The organism is Streptosporangium sp. NPDC050855 (genome assembly GCF_044456585.1).
Lineage (GTDB): Bacteria > Actinomycetota > Actinomycetes > Streptosporangiales > Streptosporangiaceae > Streptosporangium > Streptosporangium longisporum.
The window spans coordinates 411961-434302 of sequence record NZ_JBITFY010000001.1; the positions used below are offsets into that span (position 1 = coordinate 411961).

Consider the following 22342-nt stretch of genomic DNA (forward strand, 5'->3'; position numbering starts at 1 on the left):
CGCGAGGCGCTTCCGCATGCCCCGAAACTGGAACGATCGATCTAGAAAAACGTGCCTCACGGACGGCGTTCGCGCTGCTCGGAGCCGTGCAGGTCACGCTCATCGCGACGATCACGGTCATCACCGTGGCGCTGCCCGCCGTCCAGCGGGATCTGCGGGGGGACGACACCGACCTGGTGCTGGTCACCTCCGCCTACGGCCTGTCGTTCGGAGGGCTGCTGCTGCTCGGCGGGCGGCTGGCGGACCTCCTCGGCCCCAGGAGGGTGTTCGTCACCGGCATGGCCGTCTTCGGCCTCGCCTCGGTCGCGGCAGGTCTCGCCCCCGGGACGGGCGTGCTGGTGATCGCCCGGTTCGCCCAGGGGGCCGGTGCGGCGCTTGCGGCACCGGCGGCGATGGCGCTGCTGGGCGTCGTGTTCCCCGATCCGCGCCGCCGGATGCGGGCGACGGCGGTGTGGGGCGTGCTGAGCAGCGCCGGTGCGACCGCGGGGATCGTGCTCTCCGGCGTGGTGACCACCTGGGTGCCGTGGCGGTGGGTGTTCCTGGTGCCGGTCGTGGTGGCGGCCGTCGCGGCGACCGTCACGCCGAGGCTCCTGCCCGTCGACCCCCCGCCGCGCAGGAGCCGGATCGACTGGCCGGGCGCGGTGCTGGCGACCGCCGGGCTGGCCGCGCTGATCCACGGGGCCGAGCGCCCGGGCTGGACGGTCCTCGCGGGTGTCGTGCTGCTCGTGCTCTTCGTCCTGGTCGAGCGGCGCTCGGCGGCACCGCTGATGCCGCTGCCGTTCCTGCGCGGGCGTGCCCTGCCGCTGGTCGCCGTGATGCTCTGCGCCGGGGCGATGGCGAGCGGGTTCTTCCTGCTCTCCCTGTACCTGCAGCAGGTCCGCGGCCTGTCGCCGCTGTGGACGTCGGTCGCGTTCCTGCTGTCCGCCCCGGCCGTCCTCGTGTCCGCTCCCCTGGCCGGGCGGCTCGTCCCCCGCCTGGGGATCCGCCGCGTCCTGGCGGTCGGCCTGGCCGTCGCGGGCGCCGGTCTGCTGCTGCTCAGCCTTCTCGACGCGCCCTACGCCGGCCTGGTCGTCTTCCCCTGCGGGGCGGGGATGACGTTCTCCGCCGCCGCGCTCGCCGTCATGCGTGACGCGCGGGACGGCGAGGGCGGCCTGGCAGGGGGGCTGCTGAACACCGCGATGGAGATCGGCCCGCCCCTCGGCCTCGCGGTGCTGGTCTTCCTCGCGGGCGCTCACTCACACCACCCGTCGAGCGGCTACGCCTTCGCCCTGCGAAGCGCCGCCGCCGCTCTCGTCGTCACCGCTCTGTTCTCGGCGCTCCCGCGCCGTACCAGGTAACCGAAGGAGAAGATCATGACAGCACGTTTCACCGGCAAGGTGGTCCTCGTCACCGGAGGGGGCTCGGGCATCGGCCGGGCCGCCGCGCTCGCCTTCGCCCGGGAGGGCGCGACCGTGGTGGTCGCCGGGCGCGGCGCCGCGGCGCTCGAGGAGACCGTGAAGCTGATCGAGCACGAGGGGGGCCGGGCCGACGCGGTGACCGCCGACGTCTCCTCCTCCGCGGACGTCGCCCGGCTCGTCGCGACCACGGTGGAGCGCCACGGCGGCCTGCACGTCGCGTTCAACAACGCGGGGGTCGTCGAGGGCGGCATGCTCGCGGACATGGACGAGGACGCCTGGGACCGCCTGCTGGCCGTGAACCTGACCGGCGTCTTCCTCAGCATGAAGCACGAGATCGCCCACATGCTCGGCAACGGCGGCGGCGTGATCGTCAACACCTCCTCCAACCTGGGCGCCCACATGCGGCTGCCGTTCCTCGGCGCCTACGCGGCGTCCAAGGCGGCCGTGAGCGCGCTGAGCCGGACGGCCGCGAAGGAGTACATCGGGCAGGGCATCCGCGTCAACGTGCTCAGCCCGGGGCCGATCGACACCTCCATGTCCCTGTGGCCCGGCGAGACCGAGGCCGACCGGGCCGAGCGGCTCAAGGGCGCGCTGCCGATCGGCAGGGTCGGGTCGCTCGACGAGGCGGCCTCCGCCGTGCTCTGGCTCGCGGCGCCCGAGTCGGGATTCGCGGTCGGCCACGACCTGGTCCTCGACGGGGGCGCCACCGCCTGAGGGAGCGGCCGTCGCCCGCCGGCCCGGGACCGCGATCCCCGGCCCGGGACCGAGACCGTGATCTCCGGCCGGACGGGCGGCGACCGCTCCGCAAGTCCGGCGAGCGCCTCGGGAGCCCCCGCGCCCGTCGCGGGCGCGGGGGTTGCATCCTGTACCGGGGTACGGGCCTACCGTCGAGGGCAGGGCCGCTCGCGACGGACGGGCGGCGTGGCGCAGGGAGGGCTCATGGAGTGGGTGCCGGCCGTATGCACGCTCCCGACCGGAGAGCGACCGTCGCGGATCGCGGAGTTCGACGAGCTGTTCGCCTCCGCGCTGCTCGGGCTGGAACGCGTGGGGGCGACGCACCTGCGGCTCACGCTGGACGGCGGAGCGCGGGTGCGGGAGACCGTACGGGACCTGATGGCCCGGGAGACGGGCTGCTGCTCGTTCTTCACCTTCACCCTGGTGCCGGACGACGCCGGGTCGACCGTGGACGTGGAGGTCCCCGCGGCGTACGCGGGGGTGCTCGACGGGCTGGTGGCCCGGGCGATCGCCTCGGCTCCCCGGGACGTGTCGTGAACGGGGGCCCGCTGCGTACCGGAGAGGTGGCCGAGGCGGCGGGGGTCAACGCGCAGACGCTGCGCTACTACCACCGGCGGGGTCTGCTGCGAGAGCCGCCGCGCAGCAACGGGGGGCACCGGCTCTACCCGCCGCGGACCGTGACGGTCCTGCGGATGATCAAGGCGGCGCAGCGGCTGGGCTTCACCCTGGAGGAGGTGGCCGACCTGGTCGAGGCGACCGCGCACCGCCGGGGCGGGCCGGACGGCGGCCTGCGGGCACGCGTGGAGGCCAAGCTCGGCGAGGTGGAACGGAGGATCGAGGACCTGCTGACCGTCCGCGAGACGCTGATCCGGGCGGTGGACGCCGGGTGCGACGACCTGGAGGCGTGCGCGGCGAACTCGTGCTGCCCCCTGCCGTTCCCCGACCCGGCGGACGGGGGTCACCGGGCGGATCCCGGTGGGTCCTGACCGGCGGGGACGGCTTCCGAGGGTGATCCCGGAGGGTCCTGACCGGCAAAGACGCCTTCCCGGGGGATCCCGGGGAGCCTTGACCGGCGGAGACGCCTTCCGGAGTCGGATCCTGGAGGGGCCTGACGGCGGGGACGCCTTCCGGGGGGCGGGTGCCGTGTCCCGCGGGCCGGGACGGCGGGGCGGGGTGCGCGGGCGGTCGCGTGTCACCGGCCGCCGAGATGTGTGAAATGATCTTCATGGCGTTCTTCCGGTCGTGCCGGGCCTCTCGAGCGGTTCCCGCATGGGGGGCGACCGGGGACGCCGAAGGGTCCCGGATGTTCCTCCGGGGCCCTTCTCGCGTGGTCCGGCGGACGGCCGTGGCCCGCGCCTCGTGCCTGTGCCTCGCGCTTCCGGGACGGGGCCGCCCCGGGCCCGTTCGTGCCGTACGCGACGCCCTCAGGAACCCTCGGGGTCCCCGGCCTCTCCGGTGTCCATGGCGGCGAGCCGGGCGGCGCGGGTGGTGAGGTGGTCCCGCTCGGGGATGCTCGTCGTGCGGCTCGCCGCGACGCGGTACTCCTCGACGGCCGCGTGCCGGTCACCGGCCATCTCCAGCAGGTGGGCCCGCGCGGTGTGGAGGCGGTGGTGGCCGGCCAGGCGGCCGTCGGCCTCCAGCGCCCCGAGCATGCCGAGGCCGGCCCGGGCGCCGTGCGCCATGGCGGCGGCGACGGCGCGGTTCAGGGAGACCATCGGGTTGTCGGACATGCGCTCCAGCAGGCCGTACAGCGCGAAAATCTGCGGCCAGTCGGTCTCCTCGGCCGTGGCGGCCTCGTCGTGGAGCGCGGCTATCGCCGCCTGGAGCTGGTACGGGCCGACCGCGCCCCCGGCGAGGGCCGCGGTGACGAGCGCGACGCCCTCGGCGACGGCCGCGCCGTCCCACAGGCCGCGGTCCTGCTCGGCCAGCGGGGTCGGGGCGCCGTCCGGTCCGGTACGCGCGGGACGCCGGGCGTCGGTGAGCAGCATCAGCGCGAGCAGCCCGGCCACCTCGCGGTCCTCGGGGAGCAGGTCGTGGACCGTCCTGGTCAGCCGGATCGCCTCGCGGGCCAGCTCCACGCGCTGCAGGTCGGGGCCCGCGCTGCTGGCGTACCCCTCGTTGAAGATCAGGTAGAGCACGTGCAGCACCGAGGCGAGCCGTCGTGCCCGTTCCTCGGGCAGGGGCATGCGGAAGGGGACGCCGGAGGCCTTGATGCGCTGCTTGGCGCGGCTGATCCGCTGCGCCATGGTCGCCTCGGGGACCAGGAACGCCCTGGCGATCTCGGCCGTGGTCAGGCCGCCCACGGACCGCAGGGTGAGGGCGATCGCCGAGGCCGGGGTCAGCGCGGGGTGGCAGCACAGGAAGAGCGTGGTGAGCGTGTCGTCGCGGTCCGCCGCGCGTTCGTCGTCCGCGGCCGGTGCCGTCCTGCGGTCCGGGGGCGCCTGCGCGGCCACCCGCTCCTCCCGCAGGCGCCGCGCCTGCTCGTTGCGGACCCGCTCGGTCATCCGGCGGGAGGCGACGTGGACGAGCCAGCCCCGCGGGTTGCCGGGCACCCCCTCCACCGGCCACTGGGCCACGGCGTCCAGGAGCGCCTCCTGGACCGCGTCCTCGGCGGTGGCGAAGTCGCCGAAGCGCCGGGTGAGCACGCCGACGACCTGCGGCACCAGCGGGCGCAGCAGGTCGTCGACGACGGGATCATCCAGCGGTCACAGCTCCTCGGCCGGGCTCGCCGACATCACCTGGCGTACCTCGATCGGCATGTTCAGCGGCCTGCCGCCGGGACCGGGCGCGGCCGAGACGTACGCGGCCAGCTCGATCGCCCGCTCGGGGCTCTCGCAGTCGACCACCCAGTAGCCGACCAGGAACTCCTTGGTCTCCGGGTACGGGCCGTCCGTGATCACGGGGGAGCCGCCCTGGCCGGCCCGCACGATCCTGGCCTGGTCCGGAGCCGCGAGCCCCTGCGCGTCCACCAGTTCCCCGGCGGCGCCGAGCTTCTCACCCGTGGCCCGCATGAACTCGATGTGGGCCATGACGTCCTCCACCGGCCAGGTCTCGATGGGGGGAAAGTCGGCCTGTGCGCCGGAGGACTGCATCAGCAGCATGTACTTCATGGGTTCGCTCCCTGTTCCCGGGCGCCTGTGCCGGCGCTCTCCCCGTGGTAGAAGCCGGTCACCGCTTTCTCGACATTCTTACCGGCGATCCCGGAAGAAATCCGGCCGCGGTCGCGGGCCGGTCGCCGTTCCGGGCTTTGACGCGGTCACGGACGCGGTCACGGACGCAAACACGGACGCGGACACGGTCGTGATCGCGGGGCGGTCAGGGGGGCGGGACGCGGAGCGCCAGGATGGCCATGTCGTCGGTCATGTGCCCTCGGCTGTACTCCAGGGCGGCGTCGCCGATCCGCCGTACGGTCTCGTGCGCGTCCAGGTCCGCGCAGGACGCCAGCAGGGCGATCAGGCGCTCGTCGCCGAACAGGTCCTGCTGCCCGGGCGGGTGGGCCTCGGTGACGCCGTCGCTGTAGAGCAGCAGCGTGTCCCCGGGCCGCAGGTCGAAGCGGACGTTCTCCAGGCCCGTCTCCTCCAGGACGCCCAGCACGACGCCGCGCGTGCGCAGGGCCTCCACCGTGCCGTCCCCCCGCCGCAGGAGGGCGGAGGGGTGCCCGGCGGTGGAGAGCATCCCGGTGAACCCGTCCCCCTCGGGGCGGAAGATCGCGCAGACCGCCGTCAGGAACCGGCCGTCCTTGACCCGCTGGGCCAGCAGGGCGCGGTTCAGCTGCTCCAGCACCTTGCTGGGCGAGACGTGGCGGGGCGCGTCGGCCCGCATCGTGTACCGGGCCAGGGCCGTGATCTGCGCGGCCTCCACGCCGTGCCCGCACACGTCGCCCAGGATCGCGCACCAGCGCGGGCCGCTGGCCATGAACAGGTCGTAGAAGTCGCCGGTCACGTTCACCCCGCCCGCCGCCGGGATGTACGTGGCGGCGGCCTCCAGGCCGGAGACCTCCGGCATCATCGGCGGCAGCAGGCTCTCCTGCAGGGTCCGGGCCAGTTCCTCGGAGACCCTGCCCGCGGCCTGCAGCTCGGCCACGTGCCGTTCGGAGCGGGCCAGCGCGTCCCGGAGCATGATCTCCCCCGACACGGCGCGTGCCAGGGTGGCCAGCGTCTGCGCGTCGATGTCCGTCCAGGTGCGCGGGGTCTCGTCCACCACGCAGAGCCCGCCCAGGACCTCGCCGTCCGGGCCGTGGATGGGGTATCCGGCCCAGGCGCCGATCTCCAGCCGCTTCACCGCCGCCAGGCAGTCCAGGCGGGGGTCGGCGGCGACGTCCCCGGCCAGCAGGGGCTCGTTCGTGGCGATCAGGATGTGGCAGGGGCTGTCCGCCACCGGGCTCTGCCGCTCGGACATGGAGAGCTCGCCCATGCCGATCGCGCTCTTCCAGAACGACCTCCGGTCGTCCACCAGGGTCACGAACGCCCGCCGCGTGCCGGTCACCCGGGCGGCCAGCAGGGCGAGATCGTCGAACGAGGGCTCCGGCTCGGTGTCGAGCAGGCCGGTGGCCTGTACCGCCGACAGGCGCTTGGGGTCGAGCACCGCCTGCGGGATCTCAAAGCCCATGTGCGCAACCGCCTTCTTCCCGGCCCGCCGCCCGCGGACGCGCCGCCGCGACGGAGGGTCCCCGGGACCGGCCCAGGACCGGTGATCGTGTCTCCTGGAACGAAGCGGGCCGCCGCGCGGCCGGTCCGCGCCGCGATGGTCCGGAGGCGGTGCTGCCCTCCCGGCCGCGGATCACACGGTCCCGCGGTAAATCGTACGGTGCCCTGGTCACCCGCTCCCGACCCGCCTCGCGAGTACTTTTCGTACGGTGCCGGAAAGCGGTTGCTACAGACCCATCTCGGAGGTCAGCAGGCGGTGCGCCCGGTCGACGTCCTCGGGGGTGTAGCCGGGAATGCTCCGGTCGAGCCGCTGGAGGAGATCCATCAGGGCCTGCTTCTGCGCCAGGTTCCGGACGGGGAGCCGGTCGAGGTCCACGCTCATCAGCCAGTCGAGCAGCACCACCGCGTCGGCGGTCCGCAGGCTCAGCGGGGTCGTTCCCGAGGCGGCCGTCCCCAGGCCGGGCGTTCCGCTCATGCGAGCAATCTACTCCTACGCAGATATGCGAAATAACCCATTTTGTCGTATGAATTTGTCCTTTCCTCGTGCCCGGGGGATCGCCACGCTCGCCCGCTGCTCGAAAACAGTCGAAAATCCATAAAAACTGATATGTCCGGCTTTTTATCCGCCGGCCTCCCGGGCGATCCGCGATGCCCGGCTCCGGGCGCCGCCCATGCCGCCCATGCCGTCCATGCCGTCCATGCCGTCCGGGCCGCGTGCCGACCGTGACCGGGTCGCGTCCGAGCCGCCTGTCGACCGTGCCGGCGCCGTGCTCGGGCCGCGTCCGGGGGCACGTCCGGGGTGCGTCCCGGGGTGCGCGGAGCCTCACCCGGATCCGGTGCGCCGGGGCCGTCTCACCGGCTGAGCGCGGCCCACAGGGTGCCGAACTCCTCGGGGGTCAGGGCGTTCAGCCCGAAGTCGTCGGGGTAGATCGGGCCCTCGGCCAGGAAACCGTGCTCGTCCTCGATGTGCCTCCACGAGTACGTGCGGGCGATGCCGTCCGAGCCCAGCTCGGCGTGCCTCACCGGCCAGTACTCCCCGCCGTCGTCGAGCACGGTCTCGAACAGCCATACGTGGCCGTCGTCGTCCACGCCGTGCCAGTACAGGTGCGGCCGGTCGCTCTCGTCGAGCGCGCGGATCGTTTCTCTGCGACGGTCCTGCAGCATCGTGCTCCTTGGTGTCCCGCGGTTTCCCGCAAAAGCTGGCGAAAGGGGCATAGCCCGCTTTTTACTGTGTTGCGCGTTCTCGGTCCGCTCCAGGCGGAGATCAACGGTCATGCGGCGGACCTCGGTCCCTCCCGGCGGCGGGCGGTGGTGGCCAGGCTCGTGACGGCCGGCGGGCACGTGGTCCCCGCCGATCGTTTCATCGACGACCTGTGCCACGGGCGGCCCTCGCCCGAGGCGCCGGCCGGGGCGGGGCGCGCGGTGTGGGCGGTGTCACCGGCACGCCGGGGTTTCCGGGGGAGACGGGGTGATCCGAGCGGTCCTCGATTGATTTCGCATCCCGCTGCGGAGCCGTGTATGGTTACACCTGTCCGCAAGCGAGAGCGACACGGACAGGCCCCTTTAGCTCAGTCGGCAGAGCGTCTCCATGGTAAGGAGAAGGTCTACGGTTCGATTCCGTAAAGGGGCTCGACAGCCTAAAAGCCCTGACCTTCCGGTTGGGGCTTTCGGCTTGGTCGGCCCTAAAGGTGCAGGCCAGAAAATACTCAAGGTTCCGACGCGCCGGCGGGCATACTGGGGTGACCCAGAAGGGATCGCCCCGACCTGCACAAGTTCGCAGGCACTCGACGGGTCGGGTATCCTTGCGGGGTCGGTCGATTTCGTCGGCCTCAAGGCGGAGTAGCTCAGCCAGGCAGAGCAAACGGCTCATAATCGTTGTGTCGCCGGTTCAAGTCCGGCCTCCGCTACTACCCACCGGGGTCTCCTCCATCGGAGGAGACTGCCGCGGGTTGTCCAATGTCTCGAACGTAGAAAGGCACTCCCAAGTGGCTGCCACCGACGTTAGGCCCAAGATCACGCTGGCCTGCCAGGAGTGCAAGCACCGCAACTACATCACGCGGAAGAACCGGCGCAACGACCCGGATCGGCTTGAGCTGAAGAAGTACTGCCCGAACTGCAAGACGCACCAGGCGCACCGCGAGACCCGCTAGTCCTCGCGAAGCCCCCCGCCCGGCGTCGGGGGATGAGTGCCCCGTCGGCACGTACATGCTCCACGACAAACCGGCGTCCCGAACGGGGCGCCGGTTTGTCGTGTTCCTCCATGTTCTCCGCCCGGACGTTGGTCCCGATGGAGACCCCCGCCGCCTGCCCGCCGGGCTACGGTTTCCCGGTGGGCCCCGCGGCCCGCATCCTGGATGCTCGTCCTGTCACTGTCAGCTCGACCCACCGGCGCCGGCCGTGCCGTGCCGGTGCCCGCAAAGGAGCACGATGGCTCTGAACCGCGACTTCGTGGGGCGGGCGTCCGCGCCCTCCGCCCCGTACGAGGTCAGCCGCGTGAAGATCAAGGAGTTCGCGGCGGCGATCGGCGACGACAACCCGGTCTACCGGGACCGGGAGGCCGCCCGGGCGGCGGGCCACCCCGACGTGATCGCGCCGCCGACCTTCCCCATCGTGTTCAGCCTGTCCGGGGGGTCGATCCTGACCGATCCCGAGCTCGGCCTGAACCTGGCCATGGTGGTCCACGGCGAGCAGCGCTTCGAGTACCGGCGGCCGATCCGGGCCGGGGACGAGCTGGTGAGCGTCTCCACGGTGACCGACATCCGCGTCGTCGGGCGGAACGAGCTGATCACCGTCAGGAGCGACATCGGCACCGTCGAGGGCGAGGACGTGTGCGTCGCCTACAACACCATCGTCGAGCGCGGAGGGGCGAGCTGAGATGGCCGCTACGGTCAGGTACGACGAGGTCGAGACGGGGCAGCAGATCCCGCCCGTCGACTACCCGGTGCGCCGGGCCAACCTGGTGATGTACGCCGGGGCCTCCGGTGACTTCAATCCCATCCACTGGAACGAGCGCTTCGCCAAGACCGTCGGGCTGCCCGACGTGATCGCGCACGGCATGTTCACCATGGCCCAGGGCGGCCGGTTCGTCACCGACTGGGCGGGCGACCCGGGCGCGGTCGTCGACTACGGGGTGCGGTTCTCCTCCATGGTCGTCGTCCCGGACGACGACCGGGGCGCGGTGATCACGGTGAGCGGGATCATCGAGGAGAAGCTGGAGGACAAGCGCGTGGTGGTCGCGCTGACCGCCAGGTCCAACGATTCGCGGGTGCTGTCCAAGGCCCGCGCGGTGGTCCAGCTCTCCTGACGCCCGCAGGCGGGCCCCGGCGCGGCCGGGGCCCGCCCGGGGTGCCTTCCCGGGACGGCCGAGGGGCGGTCGGCGGCAGTCGGGGGAGGGCCGAATCTTCTCCCGGTCCGGGGGTAGCGTCCCGGCATGAGCGAAGCACCGACCTTCGAAGTGTGGCCCACGGTAGCGTCCCTGCCCCGGGAGGGTGGCCGTACGGCCCAGGCGGCCTCGCCCTCCACGGACGACGCCCCCGCCCCCATCACCCCGGGTGGTCACGACGCCGGGCGGACCACCGCCCCGCCGATCGTCACGGACACCGGCCCCGACGGCGCGGCGCGCACGGGCACCGGTGAGGCCGGCGACGCCGGTGGCACCGGTGAGCGGCGGGTGGACGCCGACGACGCCGGCGGGCGGGAAAAGGACGCCGATCCCGGCCGGGTCGCCGGGGCGGCCGACCCTGGCCGCGACCCCGGCGGGCTCGGGGAGCTGGACGCCAACCGGATCGCCGAGACCGAGGCCGCCCCCGGGCCGACGGCCGACGACTCCCAGCTGCTCGGCCGCTCCGAGGACCACGACGGCCATCCCGAGCGGATGGTCTCCTCCCAGCTGCTCTGGGACGGCAGCCTCTCGGTCTCCCGGATGGACGAGAGCATCGTCCCCCCGGCCGGGGTCGAGGAGGCGAGCGCGCCGCGCGCGACGGTCACCGTGGCGCTGCTGGTCGACGGCCGCCCCGACGACGTGCGCGAGTGCGTGCGCGCCCTGGTCGCCCGTACCGAGGTCAAGGTCCTCGCCCTCGACCTGGGGGACGTGGACGGCGCCGGGGCGGTCCTGCACGAACTGGCCGGGGAGTTCCCCCGGCGCGTGGACGCCTGGCACGTGGCCGAGCTCCCGCACTGGCGGGGCGGCTCCGCCGGGTGGGGGGAGAGCCGGAACGCGCTGCTGCGCCTGGACGACTCGGACGTGCACGTCGTCATGGACACCTCGGTCATCCTGGACGGCGACGCGGTGACGCCGCTGGTCAAGGCCCTGGAGGACGAGAACGTGACCGCGGCGGGCTGGGAGGGCGTGACCTTCGGCGACGACGGCCGGGGATGGGCGGACGCCGAGGCCGGCGAGGTCCGGGGGCTGCACGGCCACCTGCTGGCGGTCAGGCGCGACGCCGCGCTGGCCGCGGGCGGATTCCCGGCCGAGGCCCGCTACCACGGCGACGCCGGCCTGGAGTTCTCGCTGGGGCTGCCGGGCACGCTCGTCGCGCTGGGCAAGGACCTGCCGGTGCACCGGGAGCGGGACCACGCCGACGACGGCGTCGATCCCGCCTACCGGGAGAGGGAGACCGCGGGGACGCGGGAGCGGGTGCTGGCGCTGCTGCGCTCGCCGTAGGCTGGTCACGGACGTCGGCCGGGGTGGGGAGCGCATGACGGAGCGGGTGACGGGTGTACGGCTGGCGCCGTACACCACGCTGGGGCTGGGCGGGCCGGCGGGGAGGTTCGTGCGGGCCGGGTCGGCCGAGGAGATCGTCGAGCTGGTGGCGGCGGCGGACCGGGCGGGCGAGCCGGTGCTGGTGCTCGGCGGCGGAAGCAACCTGGTCGTCTCGGACGACGGCTTCGACGGCCTGGTCGTGCGGGTCGACTCCCGGGGGGTCCACCATGAGGGGGACCTGGTCACCGTGCAGGCCGGCGAGGACTGGGACGTCCTGGTCGAGCGGGCCGTGGCCGAGGGCCGTACCGGGCTGGAGTGCCTGTCCGGCATCCCGGGGCTGGTCGGGTCCACGCCGATCCAGAACGTCGGCGCCTACGGCCAGGACGTCTCCCAGACGATCACCCGGGTCCGGGTCTACGACCGCCGGGCCGGCGAGGTGCGGGAGCTGACCGCCGCCGAGTGCGGGTTCGCCTACCGGCACAGCGCGTTCAAGGAGGACCTCGGGCGCCACGTCGTGCTCGCGGTGACCTACCGGCTGGCCCGGGAGGCGCTCTCGGGCCCGATCGCCTACCGCGAGCTGGCCTCGCGGCTGGGCGTCGCCCTGGGCGACCGGGTGCCGCCCGCCGAGGCCCGCGCCGCCGTGCTGGAGCTGCGCCGGGGCAAGGGGATGGTGCTGGATCCCGGGGACCCGGACACCCGCAGCGCCGGGTCGTTCTTCACCAACCCCGTGCTGACCGCGTCGCAGGCCGCCGAGCTGGAGCTGCGGGCGCCGGGCTTCCCGCGCTGGGACATGCCGGAGGGGGCCGTCAAGGTCCCGGCCGCGTGGCTGATCGAGAACGCGGGGTTCCCCAAGGGGTACCGCCGTGGTCCGGCCCGCATCTCCACCAAGCACACCCTTGCGCTGACAAATCCAGAGATGTCGGCATCGACCGAGGAGCTGCTCGGTCTCGCGCGGGAGGTCCGGGACGGCGTCCTGGAGAAGTTCGGCGTCACCCTCGTCAACGAGCCCGTGATGGTCGGCACCCGCCTCTGACCACCGCCCCGCGAGGACCCGCGAGGGTCTGGTGAGGGAGCGGGCAGGGGCCGGGTGGGGGGCCGGGGCACCGTAATGGGCATCCGATTTCGGCTGCTATGGTCTGATGGAAAGACCCGAAGGGGAGTAGTCCCAATCGCGTGATCGACATGCTGGCGTCTCGGACGCCCGGTCGCGCGGGCCCCGGATCCGGCCGTTCGGCGCGGTTCCGTGGCGGACGAGACCTTCGGCCTGGCAGGCACTCATCGATGCCGCCGGGCCGGAGCCGTGCCCGAGACTCCCCGGGTACTTCCCTTCCGCCCGGCTGCGCGCGCGGGAAGGGCACCCTCGTTGGAAGCGTTCTGGATCAGCCTCGTCGTGATCTTCGTAGCCGAGCTGGGCGACAAGAGCCAGCTCATGGCCATGACCTTCGCCACCCGGTTCAGGGCGTGGCCGGTCCTGGCCGGCATCACCATCGCCACCACCGTGGTGCACCTGGTCAGCGTCGGCGTGGGCGGGCTGGCCGGTGACCTTCTCCCCACCACCGCGATCACGGTCATCGCCGGGCTCGCCTTCCTCGGCTTCGCCCTGTGGACGCTGCGCGGGGACGAGCTGACCGACGACGAGGCGGCCAAGGCCCAGCGCACGGTCCGGTCGGCGATCATCGCCGTGACCGTCGCCTTCTTCCTCGCCGAGCTGGGGGACAAGACCATGCTGGCGACCATCACGCTCGCCACCCGCCACGGCTGGTTCGGTACCTGGATCGGCTCCACGGTCGGCATGGTCGCCGCCGACGCCCTGGCCATCCTGGTCGGCCGCATGCTCGGCAGACACCTGCCCGAGCGCATCATCCGGTACGGCGCCGCCGCCGCGTTCGCCGTCTTCGGCGTCATCCTGCTGGCCGAGGCGCTGCTCGCCTGAGCGGCCCGTCCTCTCCCGGGCGGCCCGTCCCCGTCCGGGCGCCGCCCGGACGGTCAGCCGATCAGGGTGAGGCGGTGGGCCGCGGCGGCGGCCTCGCCCCGGGTGGAGACGCCCAGCTTGCCGAGGATGTTGGAGACGTGGACGCTCACGGTCTTGGCCGAGATGAACAGCTCGGCGGCGACCTCGCGGTTCGACCGTCCCAGGGCGACCAGCCGGAGCACCTCCAGCTCACGCGGGGTCAGCACGGACTCCCCGGCCCCCGGCCGGTCGCCGAGAAAGATCCCGATCCGGCGGGCGAGCACCTCCAGCTCGGTGACCAGCGGCCCGGCCAGGAGCGACACGGCGATCGGGTGGGCCGTGCGCAGCCGGTCCGCGGCACCGTCGCGGTCACCGGCGCCCGCCGCCGCCCGCGCGGCCCGCAGCAGCGATCTCGCGCGCTGGAAGGGACGGCCCAGCCGTTCCCAGGCGGCGGCGGCCGCGTCGTGGTCACGGGCGACACCGAGCCGGTAGGCCTCGGCGACCGGGCTGTCCACGGTCACCGCGCCCGCCGCGCTCTCGACGTGGGCCCGCAGCGCCGCCGCCCGTTCGGGGGCGAGCGGCTCGACCGCCTCGCAGACCCCGCCGAGCAGGGCCAGCACCTGCCAGCCCAGCATGGGCTTGCTCGTGATCTGCGCCTCCCGGGAGACCCGCTCGGCGACCTCCAGCGCGGCCAGCGGCTGCCCGTCGAGCATGTGCAGGCCGACCAGGAGCCGGGCGTTGCCCGTCAGCTCCTGCATGAACTCCTCGGGGGCGACCCCGAAGGCCCCCACCTCGTCCAGAACGGACCTCAGCACCTCGGCCTCGCCCCGGGCGGCCGCCACGTCCCCGCGTACCCTCCGCAGGTGGTGGCGGGTGCGCAGGGAGGGGTCCATGCCCAGGGTCTGCTCGACCAGGTCGACGGCCTCGTCGAACCTGCCCAGCGCCTCCAGCGCCTCGGCCCTGTTGTTGGCGATGAACGTGCCCTCGACCCGGTAGCGCCCGTACTTCTTCGCCAGCCGCTCCCCTTCGAGGGCCAGCTCGATCGCCTCGGCGGAACGGCCCATGTTGTTCAGCGCGTCCACGTTGTTGGCCAGGGCGCGCAGGATGATGCCGCCTCCCAGCTCGCCGATGGCCTGGGCGGTCTCGTTGAGCTCGATCGAGGCCCCCAGCCGTCCGGCGATGGAGTCGCTCAGCGCCAGGTTGAGCAGCAGCTCCGCCTCCAGGGGCCCCTTTCCGTGCTCGCGCGCGATCCGCAGCGCCTCCTCGGTCAGGGAGGTCCCCTCGGCCAGTTCGCCGCTGAGCGTCAGGTACAGGCCCAGCTTGGACAGCACCTGGGCCCGTTCCAGCCCCGGTTCGGGGACCAGCCGCTCGGCGTAGCGCAGGTCGTCGAGCACCCCGGGCTTGCGCTTGGACAGCTTGAACTGCGAGCGCCGCACGAGCAGCCCGGCCACCCGCGCGGGTTCGGCCCGCTCGTCGAGCTCGTTCAGCGCGGCCATGACGAACTTGGTGCCCCGGTCGGCCTCGCCGCACGCGCTCGCGGCCTCGGCGGCGTGCTCCAGCACCGTGGTGTGGTCCACGCCGATGCGCTCGGCGGCGTCGGGGACCTTGCTCCAGAGCGTGAGGACCCGCTCCAGCAACTGCATCATCTCGTTGTAGGCGAAGCTCCTGGCGGCCTTGCCCGCGGCCTCCCAGGCGGAGATCAGGGCCCACAGGTCGTCGCGGGCGGCGTACCAGTGGTGGGCGATCTCGATGGCGGCCCTGCCGTGCGGGACCAGCGTGCGGTCGCGGCCGATCTCCTCGGCGAAACGGGCGTGCAGCCGTACGTACTCGCCGGGCAGGAGGTCGTCGTGCACGGCCTCGCGGATCAGCGCGTGCCGGAAGACGTAGGCGTTGCCGTCGGCGACCTGCAGCACGTTGGCCGCGATCGCGGTGCGCAGGGCGTCGTCCAGGTCGACGTCGGACAGGCCGCTGACCGCGGCGAGCAGGGCGTGCCCCACCCGGATGCCACCGGCCGCGGCGACGCGCAGCACCCGCTGCGTCTCCTCGGGGAGCCGCTCGACGGAGCCGATGATCAGATCGTGCAGGGACTCGGGGAAGGTGCAGTCGCCGCCGCACTCCATCAGCGCCTCGACGAAGAGCGGGATGCCCTCGCTGCGCTGGAAGACCCTGTCGACCTGGACGAACTCGGGCGTGGTGCCGAGGATTCCGGCCATCTGGGCCGCGACCTCGGCCCGGGTGAGCCGGGGCAGGTCCATCCGCACGACGTCGTCCAGCCGTCCGAGCTCGGTGAGCACCGGCCGCAGCGGGTGCTGGCGGTGCAGCTCGTCGGACCGGTAGGTGAGGACCATCAGCACCGGCGCGGTGCGCAGGTTCCTGCTGAGGAAGGCGATCAGGTCGCGGCTGGAGTTGTCGGCCCAGTGGACGTCCTCGATGAGGAGGATCACCGGGCGGCGCTCGGCGAGCCGTTCCAGCAGGGTGAGGATCTGTTCGAAGAGCCGCGCGCGGGCGGTCTCGCTCTCGGTGTCGCCGCTCGGCTCGCCGAACTCGGGCAGCAGCCGGGCCAGGTCGCGCCCGCCGCCCTCGGGGAGCAGGCTCGCGATCTCCTCGGCGCCGTGCTCCCGGACCAGCTGGCGGATCACCGCGGTGAACGGCGCGTAGGCCAGGCCCTCGGTCGACAGCTCCACGCAGCCCCCGTTGAGCACGTGGGCGCCGTCGGCCGAGGCCCGCTCCGCGAAACATCCGAGCAGACGCGACTTCCCGACACCGGCCTCCCCGCCGAGCAGCACGGTCGTCGCCCTGCTCTTGCGGGCCTGCCCGAACGCTTCGGCCAAGTCCGCGAGTTCTGTTTCGCGCCCCACGAAAACAGGACTCACAGCCCGACCAACCATGTCTGTCAGCATGTCATGCCTTACTCGGGCCAAGCCTTCTATTTATCCTTGGGCGAAATGCCGTCCCAGGACGACGGGGCCGGTTCGGGCGCGGTTCCGGACAGGGATGAGGCCCGGCCGGGCGGCGGGGGGCGACCGGGCTCCCTGGCCGGGCTCACGACGAGATGATCTTTCCGAAGAGGCCGCGGCGGCGCTTGGCGGAGGTGTCGCCGGTGGACTCCCGGTGGACCTGGACCTCGCGGGCGCGGCGGTAGTCGGCCGCCTCCGCGCGGAGCCTGGACGTCCTCTCGGAGATGAGCTGGAGGTGAAGTTCGGGACCCATGAGGGTTCCTTCCTGTTCGAGTGCCTGTCGGCGCTTTCCTGACACACTCCAGATTCGTCCTAAGGCCCCCCGGCCCACATCGGGAGGATGTCCTATCTCCGGGTGCGGGCCGGCCGAAAACCTCCCTAGGGCGGGTACGCACCGCCTTAGCCGCCCGCCTCGCCTCGGCCCGCCGCCCGCCCCCTGGCCGGGTCGGGCGAATGTTGACGAAAACGGGTGAGGGTGCTGGGCAGGGTCCAGTTTGGAAGTAATCACCCCAGTAGGCATGCTGGAGAGGTGTCAACTATGACGACCTCGCTCAACGACGTGGCCACGTCCAACGTCACGCTGCGAAGCTTCCTGAACGGCCTGCCGGGTGTCGACCGCGTGGGCGCCGACCAGCGCGCCGCGATGCTCGGCACCCGATCCATCAAGACGACCGCCAAGGCCCGGGTCATCGACCTCGCCATCGGCATGGTGGACCTGACGACCCTCGAGGGAGCCGACACCCCGGGCAAGGTCCGCGCGATGTGCGCCAAGGCGGTCCGCCCCGACCCGTCCGACCCCTCGGTGCCCCGGGTGGCCGCGGTGTGCGTCTATCCCGACCTGGTCGCCGAGGCCGCCGCGGCGGTGAAGGGCTCCGGCGTCAAGGTGGCCAGCGTCGCGACCGCGTTCCCCAGCGGGCGCTCCTCGCTCGACGTCAAGATCGCCGACACCAGGTTCGCGGTGGCCGCCGGGGCCGACGAGATCGACATGGTCATCGACCGGGGGGCGTTCCTGGCCGGGGACTACGTCAAGGTCTTCGAGGAGATCGCCGCGATCAAGGCGGCGTGCGGCACCGCGCACCTGAAGGTGATCCTGGAGACCGGTGAGCTGGCCACGTACGACAACGTGCGCCGCGCGTCCTGGCTGGCCATGCTGGCCGGGGGCGACTTCATCAAGACCTCCACGGGAAAGGTGCAGCCCGCCGCCACCCTCCCGGTGACGCTGGTCATGCTGGAGGCGGTCCGCGACTTCCTGGCCGCGACCGGCCGCCACGTCGGGGTGAAGCCCGCCGGAGGCATCAAGACCACCAAGGACGCGATCAAGATGCTCGTCCTGGTCAACGAGACCGTCGGAGACGACTGGCTCACCCCCGACCGGTTCCGGCTCGGTGCCTCCAGCGTCCTCAACGACCTGCTGATGCAGCGTCAGAAGATGGCCACCGGCAGGTACGCGGGTCCCGACTACTTCACCCTCGACTAGGGGCGTTCACATGTTCGAGTACGCACCGGCGCCCGAGTCGCGTGACGTCGTCCAGATCAAGCCGTCCTACGGCCTGTTCATCGGCGGCGAGTGGGTCGACTCCCAGGGCACCGAACGCAACAAGACCGTCAACCCCGCCTCCGAGGAGGTCCTGGCCGAGATCGCCTGGGCCGACGAGGCCGACGTCGACCGGGCGGTGGAGGCCGCCCGCAAGGCGTTCGGCGTCTGGTCGGCGCTGCCCGGCTCGGAGCGGGCCAAGTACCTCTTCCGGATCGCCCGGATCATCCAGGAACGCTCGCGCGAGCTGGCCGTGCTGGAGACCCTGGACAACGGCAAGCCGATCCGCGAGTCCCGCGACGTGGACCTGCCCCTGGTGGCGGCCCACTTCTTCTACTACGCCGGCTGGGCCGACAAGCTCGGTCACGCCGGGTACGGCCCCGCCCCCCGCCCGCTCGGGGTGGCCGGGCAGGTCATCCCGTGGAACTTCCCGCTGCTGATGCTCGCCTGGAAGATCGCCCCGGCGCTGGCCTGCGGCAACACGGTCGTCCTCAAGCCCGCCGAGACGACCCCGCTCAGCGCGCTGCTGTTCGCGGAGATCTGTACTCAGGCGGACCTGCCGCCCGGTGTGGTCAACATCGTGACCGGCGCCGGTGAGACCGGCGCGGCCCTGGTGAACCATCCGGGGGTCGACAAGGTCGCCTTCACCGGTTCCACCGAGGTCGGCCGCCGCATCGCCAGGTCGGTCGCGGGCTCCGGGAAGAAGGTCACCCTGGAGCTCGGCGGCAAGGCCGCGAACATCGTGTTCGAGGACGCCGCGATCGACCAGGCCGTCGAGGGGATCGTCAACGGGATCTTCTTCAACCAGGGTCACGTCTGCTGCGCGGGCTCCCGGCTGCTGGTGCAGGAGTCCATCGCGACCGAGCTGCTGGACGCGCTGAAGCGCCGGCTCGGCACGCTCCGGCTGGGCGACCCGCTGGACAAGAACACCGACATCGGCGCGATCAACTCCGCGGCCCAGCTCGCGAAGATCCACGAGCTCTCGGACCTGGGGGAGGCTGAGGGCGCCGAGCGCTGGTCCCCGGCCTGCTCGCTGCCGGAGCGGGGCTTCTGGTTCCCGCCGACCATCTTCACCGGCGTCGCCCAGTCGCACCGGATCGCCCGCGAGGAGGTGTTCGGCCCGGTGCTGTCGGTGCTGACCTTCCGTACCCCGGCCGAGGCGGTGGAGAAGGCCAACAACACCCCCTTCGGCCTGTCCGCGGGCGTGTGGACGGAGAAGGGCTCGCGCATCCTGTGGATGGCGGACAGGCTCCGCGCCGGCGTGGTGTGGGCCAACACCTTCAACAAGTTCGACCCGACCTCGCCGTTCGGCGGCTACAAGGAGTCCGGGTACGGGCGCGAGGGCGGCCGGCACGGGCTGGAGGCGTACCTCGATGTGTGAGCGGCACGCCGCCGGGCGGCGTTCGCGCCGGGCCCAGAGCACCCGGGGCCACGATTACGCCCGCGCCGGACGGCCGGTGCTGCGGGGCTGGTTCGCGCACCGGTGCGGCGTGAGCCGCTGCGGTCAGATCTTCGTGCCGGCCCGGCTGGCGCAGCAGGAGAGCTCGTGGAGAGGGCTGGGAAATGAGTAAGGCGGACAGGCCGGGCCGGTCGCGGGCGTCCGACGCCTCCGGCGGGCAGGCCGGGGGACGGGCCGGGAAGCGGTCCGAGACGCGGGCCGGGGACCAGGCCGGCACGCGGGCCGAGGACCAGGTCGAGTCACAGGCCGACACGCGGGTCGAGGCACAGGCCGGGGACCGGGTCCGGGAGCTTTCCGGCGAGCGGCCCGCAGGCGTGGGCGGGACCGCGGACGGGCAGGCGGGCGACGGTGGCGGCACCGTCCGCACGCCGGACCGGCTCGCCGTGCGCAAGACGTACAAGTTGTACATCGGCGGGGCGTTCCCGCGGTCGGAGAGCGGAAGGTCCTACCCCGTGACCTCCTCCAGCGGTGACTTCCTCGCCAACGCCTCCAGGGCCTCCCGCAAGGACGCCCGTGACGCGGTGTCGGCCGCCCGCAAGGCCTTCGGCGGCTGGTCGGGGGCGACGGCGTACAACCGCGGGCAGATCCTCTACCGCGTCGCCGAGATGCTGGAGGGCCGCAGGGCCCAGTTCGCCGCCGAGCTGGCCGACGCCGGTACGAGCGGGGCGGGGGCGGTCGTGGACGCGGCCGTCGACCGGCTGGTCTGGTACGCCGGCTGGTCCGACAAGATCGCCGCCGTGGCCGGGTCCTCCAACCCGGTCGCCGGGCCCTACTTCAACATCTCCTCGCCGGAGCCGACCGGGGTGGTCGCGGTGGTCGCCCCGGACGATCCGCTGCTCGGGCTCGTCTCGGTGCTGGCACCGGTGATCGTCACGGGCAACACCTGCGTGGTGATCGCGAGCGAGCGCGCCCCGCTGCCCTCGATCACGCTGGCCGAGGTGCTGGCCACCTCGGACCTGCCCGGCGGGGTGGTGAACGTCCTCACCGGCTCGGTGGCGGAGATCGCCCCCTGGCTGGCCGCGCACATGGACGTCAACGCCCTCGACCTCACCGGCGTCACCGACGAGGCGCTGGCGGTCGCGTGCGAGGAGGCGGCGGCGGAGAACCTCAAGCGGGTGCTGCGCCCCGGCGTGACCACCGACTGGTACGCCGACCCCGGCACCAGGCGCCTGACGGCCTTCCTGGAGACCAAGACCGTCTGGCACCCCACCGGCGTCTGAACCGCCCCGCGGTCACGGCCGGAGCGGACGACGGTCCGCTCCGGCACGCGACGGCTCGCGGCGGCGCGTGACGGCCCGCTCCGGCCTGCGGCCCTGCGGGGTGGCGCGTGAGGTCCGCTCCGGTGTGCGGCCCTGCGGGGTGGTGCGTGACGGTCCGCTCCGGTGTGCGGCGCTGCGGGGTGGCGCGTGGCGGTCCCCCGCGGCCCTGTGCGGTGGCGTGCGGCGGGGTCAGGGGGGCGGGGCGTGGCGTGGCCAGGGCCGTTCCGCCTCCAGCCGCCCCGCCAGTGCCAGCAGCTGGGACTCGCCCCCGGGCGCGGCCACGAGCTGGACGCCGATGGGCACCCCGCACGAGTGCATGCCGTACGGGACGCTCATGGCGGGCCAGCCGGCGATGTTCCAGGCCGCGGTCGCGGGCGCGTAGGTCAGGTTGACGCGGGCGTTCGCCAGCAGGCCGCGGCGTCCCCAGCGTTCGGCGGGCGGAGGCGGCGCGGCGAGGGTCGGCATCACCAGCACGTCGGCGTTGCCGAACCACTGGTCGGCGCCGTGCGCGCGCCAGCGGTCACGGCCGGTCGCGCCGTCCGCGCCGAACCTGGCGAGCAGGCGGCCCGCCCTGGCCAGCGACCGGGAGCGGCGTTCCAGCCCGCGCGGGTCGAGGCCCTCGACGTCGCCCCTGGCGCAGGCGAACCAGGTGGCGACGGCGGAGGTGGCGAGCCAGGAGGGCATCCGGTCGGTGCGGTTCACCACGGTGTGCCCGGCGTCGCCCAGCACCTCCGCCGCCCCGGTGACCGCCTGCCGGAACTCCGCGTCCATCGGCAGTCCCGGGGGCAGCGGCAGGGGCGCGACCGCGATCCGCAGCCTCGGCGTCTCCGACAGGGTCAGCCCACCCGGATAGTCGTCGATGGCGCTGCCCACGCCGAGCGCCTCGCTCTCCCCGGGCCTGGCCAGGGACATGTCGTCCGCCATCACGGCCAGCGCCAGCGCGAGGTCCGCCACGGTCGTGGCCAGCGGCCCGTTCTCCGACATCCCGTACCAGTCGTGCTCGGGCGGCGGGACCACCCCCTGGCCGGGCTTGATCGAGACCAGGCCGCAGCAGGCCGCCGGGATGCGCAGCGAGCCGAGTCCGTCGTTGCCGTGCGCCAGCGGCACCATGCCCGCCGCAACCGCCGCCGCGCTCCCGCCCGAGGACCCGCCCGGGGTACGCCCCAGGTCCCAGGGGTTGCGCGTCACCCCGTACACGCTGTCGGAGAAGGCGGCCAGGCAGAGCTCGGGCACGTTGGTGATGCCGACGACCACCGCGCCCGCCGCCCTGAGCCTGGCCACCACGGGGTGGTCGGCGTCCGCGGGCGCGTCCGGCGTGGCCGCGGAGCCGTTGCGCGACACCGCGCCCTCGACCGCGACGTTGTCCTTGATCGCGACGGGCACCCCGGCGAGGGGCAGGCCGGCCAGGTCCTCGCGCCGCTCCAGCAGCCGGGCCTCGGCCAGCGCCCGGTCGGCGAGCACCTCGCGGAACGCCCCGACGCGGCCGTCGCGCTCGGCGATGGCACCGAGGTGCTCCTCGACGACCGTGGACGCGGTGACCTTTCCCCCTCGTACGGCAGCCGCGATCTCCACTGCGGAACTTCCCACCCACGACATGAACCGAGTGTGGTCCGGCGAGTCCGCCAGGGGAAGCGCGCCACGTATCGATCCGATGTCTTGTCCGGATCATCGGCGTTATCCCACGCGGGCCCGGCCCGCGCAG

Annotated in this window: 21 protein-coding genes and 2 tRNA genes; 15 read left to right on the forward strand and 8 right to left on the reverse strand. The window is 73.2% G+C overall.

The window, feature by feature from the left end; genetic code table 11:
* The first annotated feature begins 86 nt into the window (after positions 1 to 86).
* From ACIBCT_RS01910 to ACIBCT_RS01925, 4 genes are all read left to right on the forward strand, one after another.
* Positions 87 to 1337 carry an MFS transporter gene (locus ACIBCT_RS01910; RefSeq protein ID WP_399185524.1) on the forward strand — a complete coding sequence of 417 codons (1251 nt, stop codon included), beginning with the start codon at positions 87 to 89 and terminating at the stop codon, positions 1335 to 1337.
* 15 nt (positions 1338 to 1352) lie between these two features.
* On the forward strand, positions 1353 to 2111 hold the full coding sequence (locus ACIBCT_RS01915) for an SDR family NAD(P)-dependent oxidoreductase (protein WP_399185525.1): 759 nt from the start codon (positions 1353 to 1355) through the stop codon (positions 2109 to 2111).
* A gap of 225 nt (positions 2112 to 2336) precedes the next feature.
* Entirely contained in the window at positions 2337 to 2669 is a 333-nt protein-coding gene (locus ACIBCT_RS01920) for a hypothetical protein (protein WP_399185527.1), read from the forward strand.
* Entirely contained in the window at positions 2666 to 3118 is a 453-nt protein-coding gene (locus ACIBCT_RS01925; protein ID WP_399185528.1) for a MerR family transcriptional regulator, read from the forward strand. Before ACIBCT_RS01920 ends, ACIBCT_RS01925 begins: the two co-directional genes overlap by 4 nt.
* A gap of 438 nt (positions 3119 to 3556) precedes the next feature.
* On the opposite strand, the gene ACIBCT_RS01930 is transcribed toward ACIBCT_RS01925, so the two are convergent.
* The 5 genes from ACIBCT_RS01930 to ACIBCT_RS01950 all read right to left on the reverse strand — a co-directional run bounded on the left by ACIBCT_RS01930 (position 3557) and on the right by ACIBCT_RS01950 (position 7942).
* Positions 3557 to 4795: an RNA polymerase sigma factor gene (locus ACIBCT_RS01930; RefSeq protein WP_399185529.1), complete on the reverse strand. Its 1239-nt coding sequence runs from the start codon at positions 4793 to 4795 to the stop codon at positions 3557 to 3559.
* A 42-nt stretch (positions 4796 to 4837) separates the two neighbouring features.
* Positions 4838 to 5242, reverse strand: a complete 405-nt coding sequence (locus ACIBCT_RS01935; RefSeq protein ID WP_399185530.1) for a YciI family protein — start codon at positions 5240 to 5242, stop codon at positions 4838 to 4840.
* Between the two features lie 205 nt (positions 5243 to 5447).
* Complete coding sequence (locus ACIBCT_RS01940; protein ID WP_399185532.1) at positions 5448 to 6740, reverse strand: PP2C family protein-serine/threonine phosphatase; 1293 nt, start codon at positions 6738 to 6740, stop codon at positions 5448 to 5450.
* Between the two features lie 264 nt (positions 6741 to 7004).
* Complete coding sequence (locus tag ACIBCT_RS01945) at positions 7005 to 7253, reverse strand: hypothetical protein (RefSeq protein WP_399185533.1); 249 nt, start codon at positions 7251 to 7253, stop codon at positions 7005 to 7007.
* 377 nt (positions 7254 to 7630) lie between these two features.
* A complete protein-coding gene (locus tag ACIBCT_RS01950; RefSeq protein WP_399185534.1) occupies positions 7631 to 7942 on the reverse strand; it encodes a hypothetical protein in 312 nt (103 codons plus the stop codon).
* Positions 7943 to 8335: 393 nt separating this feature from the next.
* On the opposite strand from ACIBCT_RS01950, the gene ACIBCT_RS01955 reads away from it, so the two are divergent.
* From ACIBCT_RS01955 to ACIBCT_RS01990, 8 genes are all read left to right on the forward strand, one after another.
* Positions 8336 to 8408 (forward strand) — tRNA-Thr (locus ACIBCT_RS01955).
* A gap of 203 nt (positions 8409 to 8611) precedes the next feature.
* Positions 8612 to 8685: transfer RNA gene (locus tag ACIBCT_RS01960), tRNA-Met, on the forward strand.
* Between the two features lie 78 nt (positions 8686 to 8763).
* On the forward strand, positions 8764 to 8928 hold the full coding sequence (rpmG, locus tag ACIBCT_RS01965) for a 50S ribosomal protein L33 (RefSeq protein WP_030921771.1): 165 nt from the start codon (positions 8764 to 8766) through the stop codon (positions 8926 to 8928).
* 277 nt (positions 8929 to 9205) lie between these two features.
* Positions 9206 to 9652, forward strand: a complete 447-nt coding sequence (locus tag ACIBCT_RS01970; RefSeq protein WP_344890670.1) for a MaoC family dehydratase N-terminal domain-containing protein — start codon at positions 9206 to 9208, stop codon at positions 9650 to 9652.
* Position 9653: 1 nt separating this feature from the next.
* Positions 9654 to 10082, forward strand: a complete 429-nt coding sequence (locus tag ACIBCT_RS01975; protein WP_399185535.1) for a MaoC family dehydratase — start codon at positions 9654 to 9656, stop codon at positions 10080 to 10082.
* Positions 10083 to 10208: 126 nt separating this feature from the next.
* Complete coding sequence (locus tag ACIBCT_RS01980) at positions 10209 to 11441, forward strand: glycosyltransferase (RefSeq protein ID WP_399185536.1); 1233 nt, start codon at positions 10209 to 10211, stop codon at positions 11439 to 11441.
* 34 nt (positions 11442 to 11475) lie between these two features.
* Positions 11476 to 12513 carry a UDP-N-acetylmuramate dehydrogenase gene (locus ACIBCT_RS01985; RefSeq protein WP_399185538.1) on the forward strand — a complete coding sequence of 346 codons (1038 nt, stop codon included), beginning with the start codon at positions 11476 to 11478 and terminating at the stop codon, positions 12511 to 12513.
* Between the two features lie 330 nt (positions 12514 to 12843).
* Complete coding sequence (locus ACIBCT_RS01990; RefSeq protein ID WP_399185539.1) at positions 12844 to 13413, forward strand: TMEM165/GDT1 family protein; 570 nt, start codon at positions 12844 to 12846, stop codon at positions 13411 to 13413.
* A gap of 53 nt (positions 13414 to 13466) precedes the next feature.
* Here the strand turns inward: ACIBCT_RS01990 and ACIBCT_RS01995 are convergent, their stop codons facing one another.
* Together ACIBCT_RS01995 and ACIBCT_RS02000 are read right to left on the reverse strand one after the other, a co-directional pair.
* Positions 13467 to 16331 carry an AAA family ATPase gene (locus tag ACIBCT_RS01995; RefSeq protein ID WP_399185541.1) on the reverse strand — a complete coding sequence of 955 codons (2865 nt, stop codon included), beginning with the start codon at positions 16329 to 16331 and terminating at the stop codon, positions 13467 to 13469.
* A gap of 142 nt (positions 16332 to 16473) precedes the next feature.
* Positions 16474 to 16641, reverse strand: a complete 168-nt coding sequence (locus ACIBCT_RS02000; protein WP_399185542.1) for a hypothetical protein — start codon at positions 16639 to 16641, stop codon at positions 16474 to 16476.
* Between the two features lie 285 nt (positions 16642 to 16926).
* Here ACIBCT_RS02000 and deoC point away from each other — a divergent pair, with 285 nt between their 5' ends.
* From deoC to ACIBCT_RS02015, 3 genes are all read left to right on the forward strand, one after another.
* Positions 16927 to 17865: a deoxyribose-phosphate aldolase gene (deoC, locus tag ACIBCT_RS02005; protein ID WP_399185543.1), complete on the forward strand. Its 939-nt coding sequence runs from the start codon at positions 16927 to 16929 to the stop codon at positions 17863 to 17865.
* 10 nt (positions 17866 to 17875) lie between these two features.
* Positions 17876 to 19303 (forward strand): aldehyde dehydrogenase family protein, encoded by a 1428-nt coding sequence (locus ACIBCT_RS02010; RefSeq protein WP_399185545.1) that lies wholly within the window; start codon positions 17876 to 17878, stop codon positions 19301 to 19303.
* Positions 19304 to 19695: 392 nt separating this feature from the next.
* Positions 19696 to 20601 carry an aldehyde dehydrogenase family protein gene (locus ACIBCT_RS02015; RefSeq protein WP_399186086.1) on the forward strand — a complete coding sequence of 302 codons (906 nt, stop codon included), beginning with the start codon at positions 19696 to 19698 and terminating at the stop codon, positions 20599 to 20601.
* Positions 20602 to 20829: 228 nt separating this feature from the next.
* Here ACIBCT_RS02015 and ACIBCT_RS02020 read toward each other — a convergent pair whose 3' ends face one another.
* A complete protein-coding gene (locus tag ACIBCT_RS02020; RefSeq protein ID WP_399185547.1) occupies positions 20830 to 22236 on the reverse strand; it encodes an amidase in 1407 nt (468 codons plus the stop codon).
* Positions 22237 to 22342: the final 106 nt, after the last annotated feature.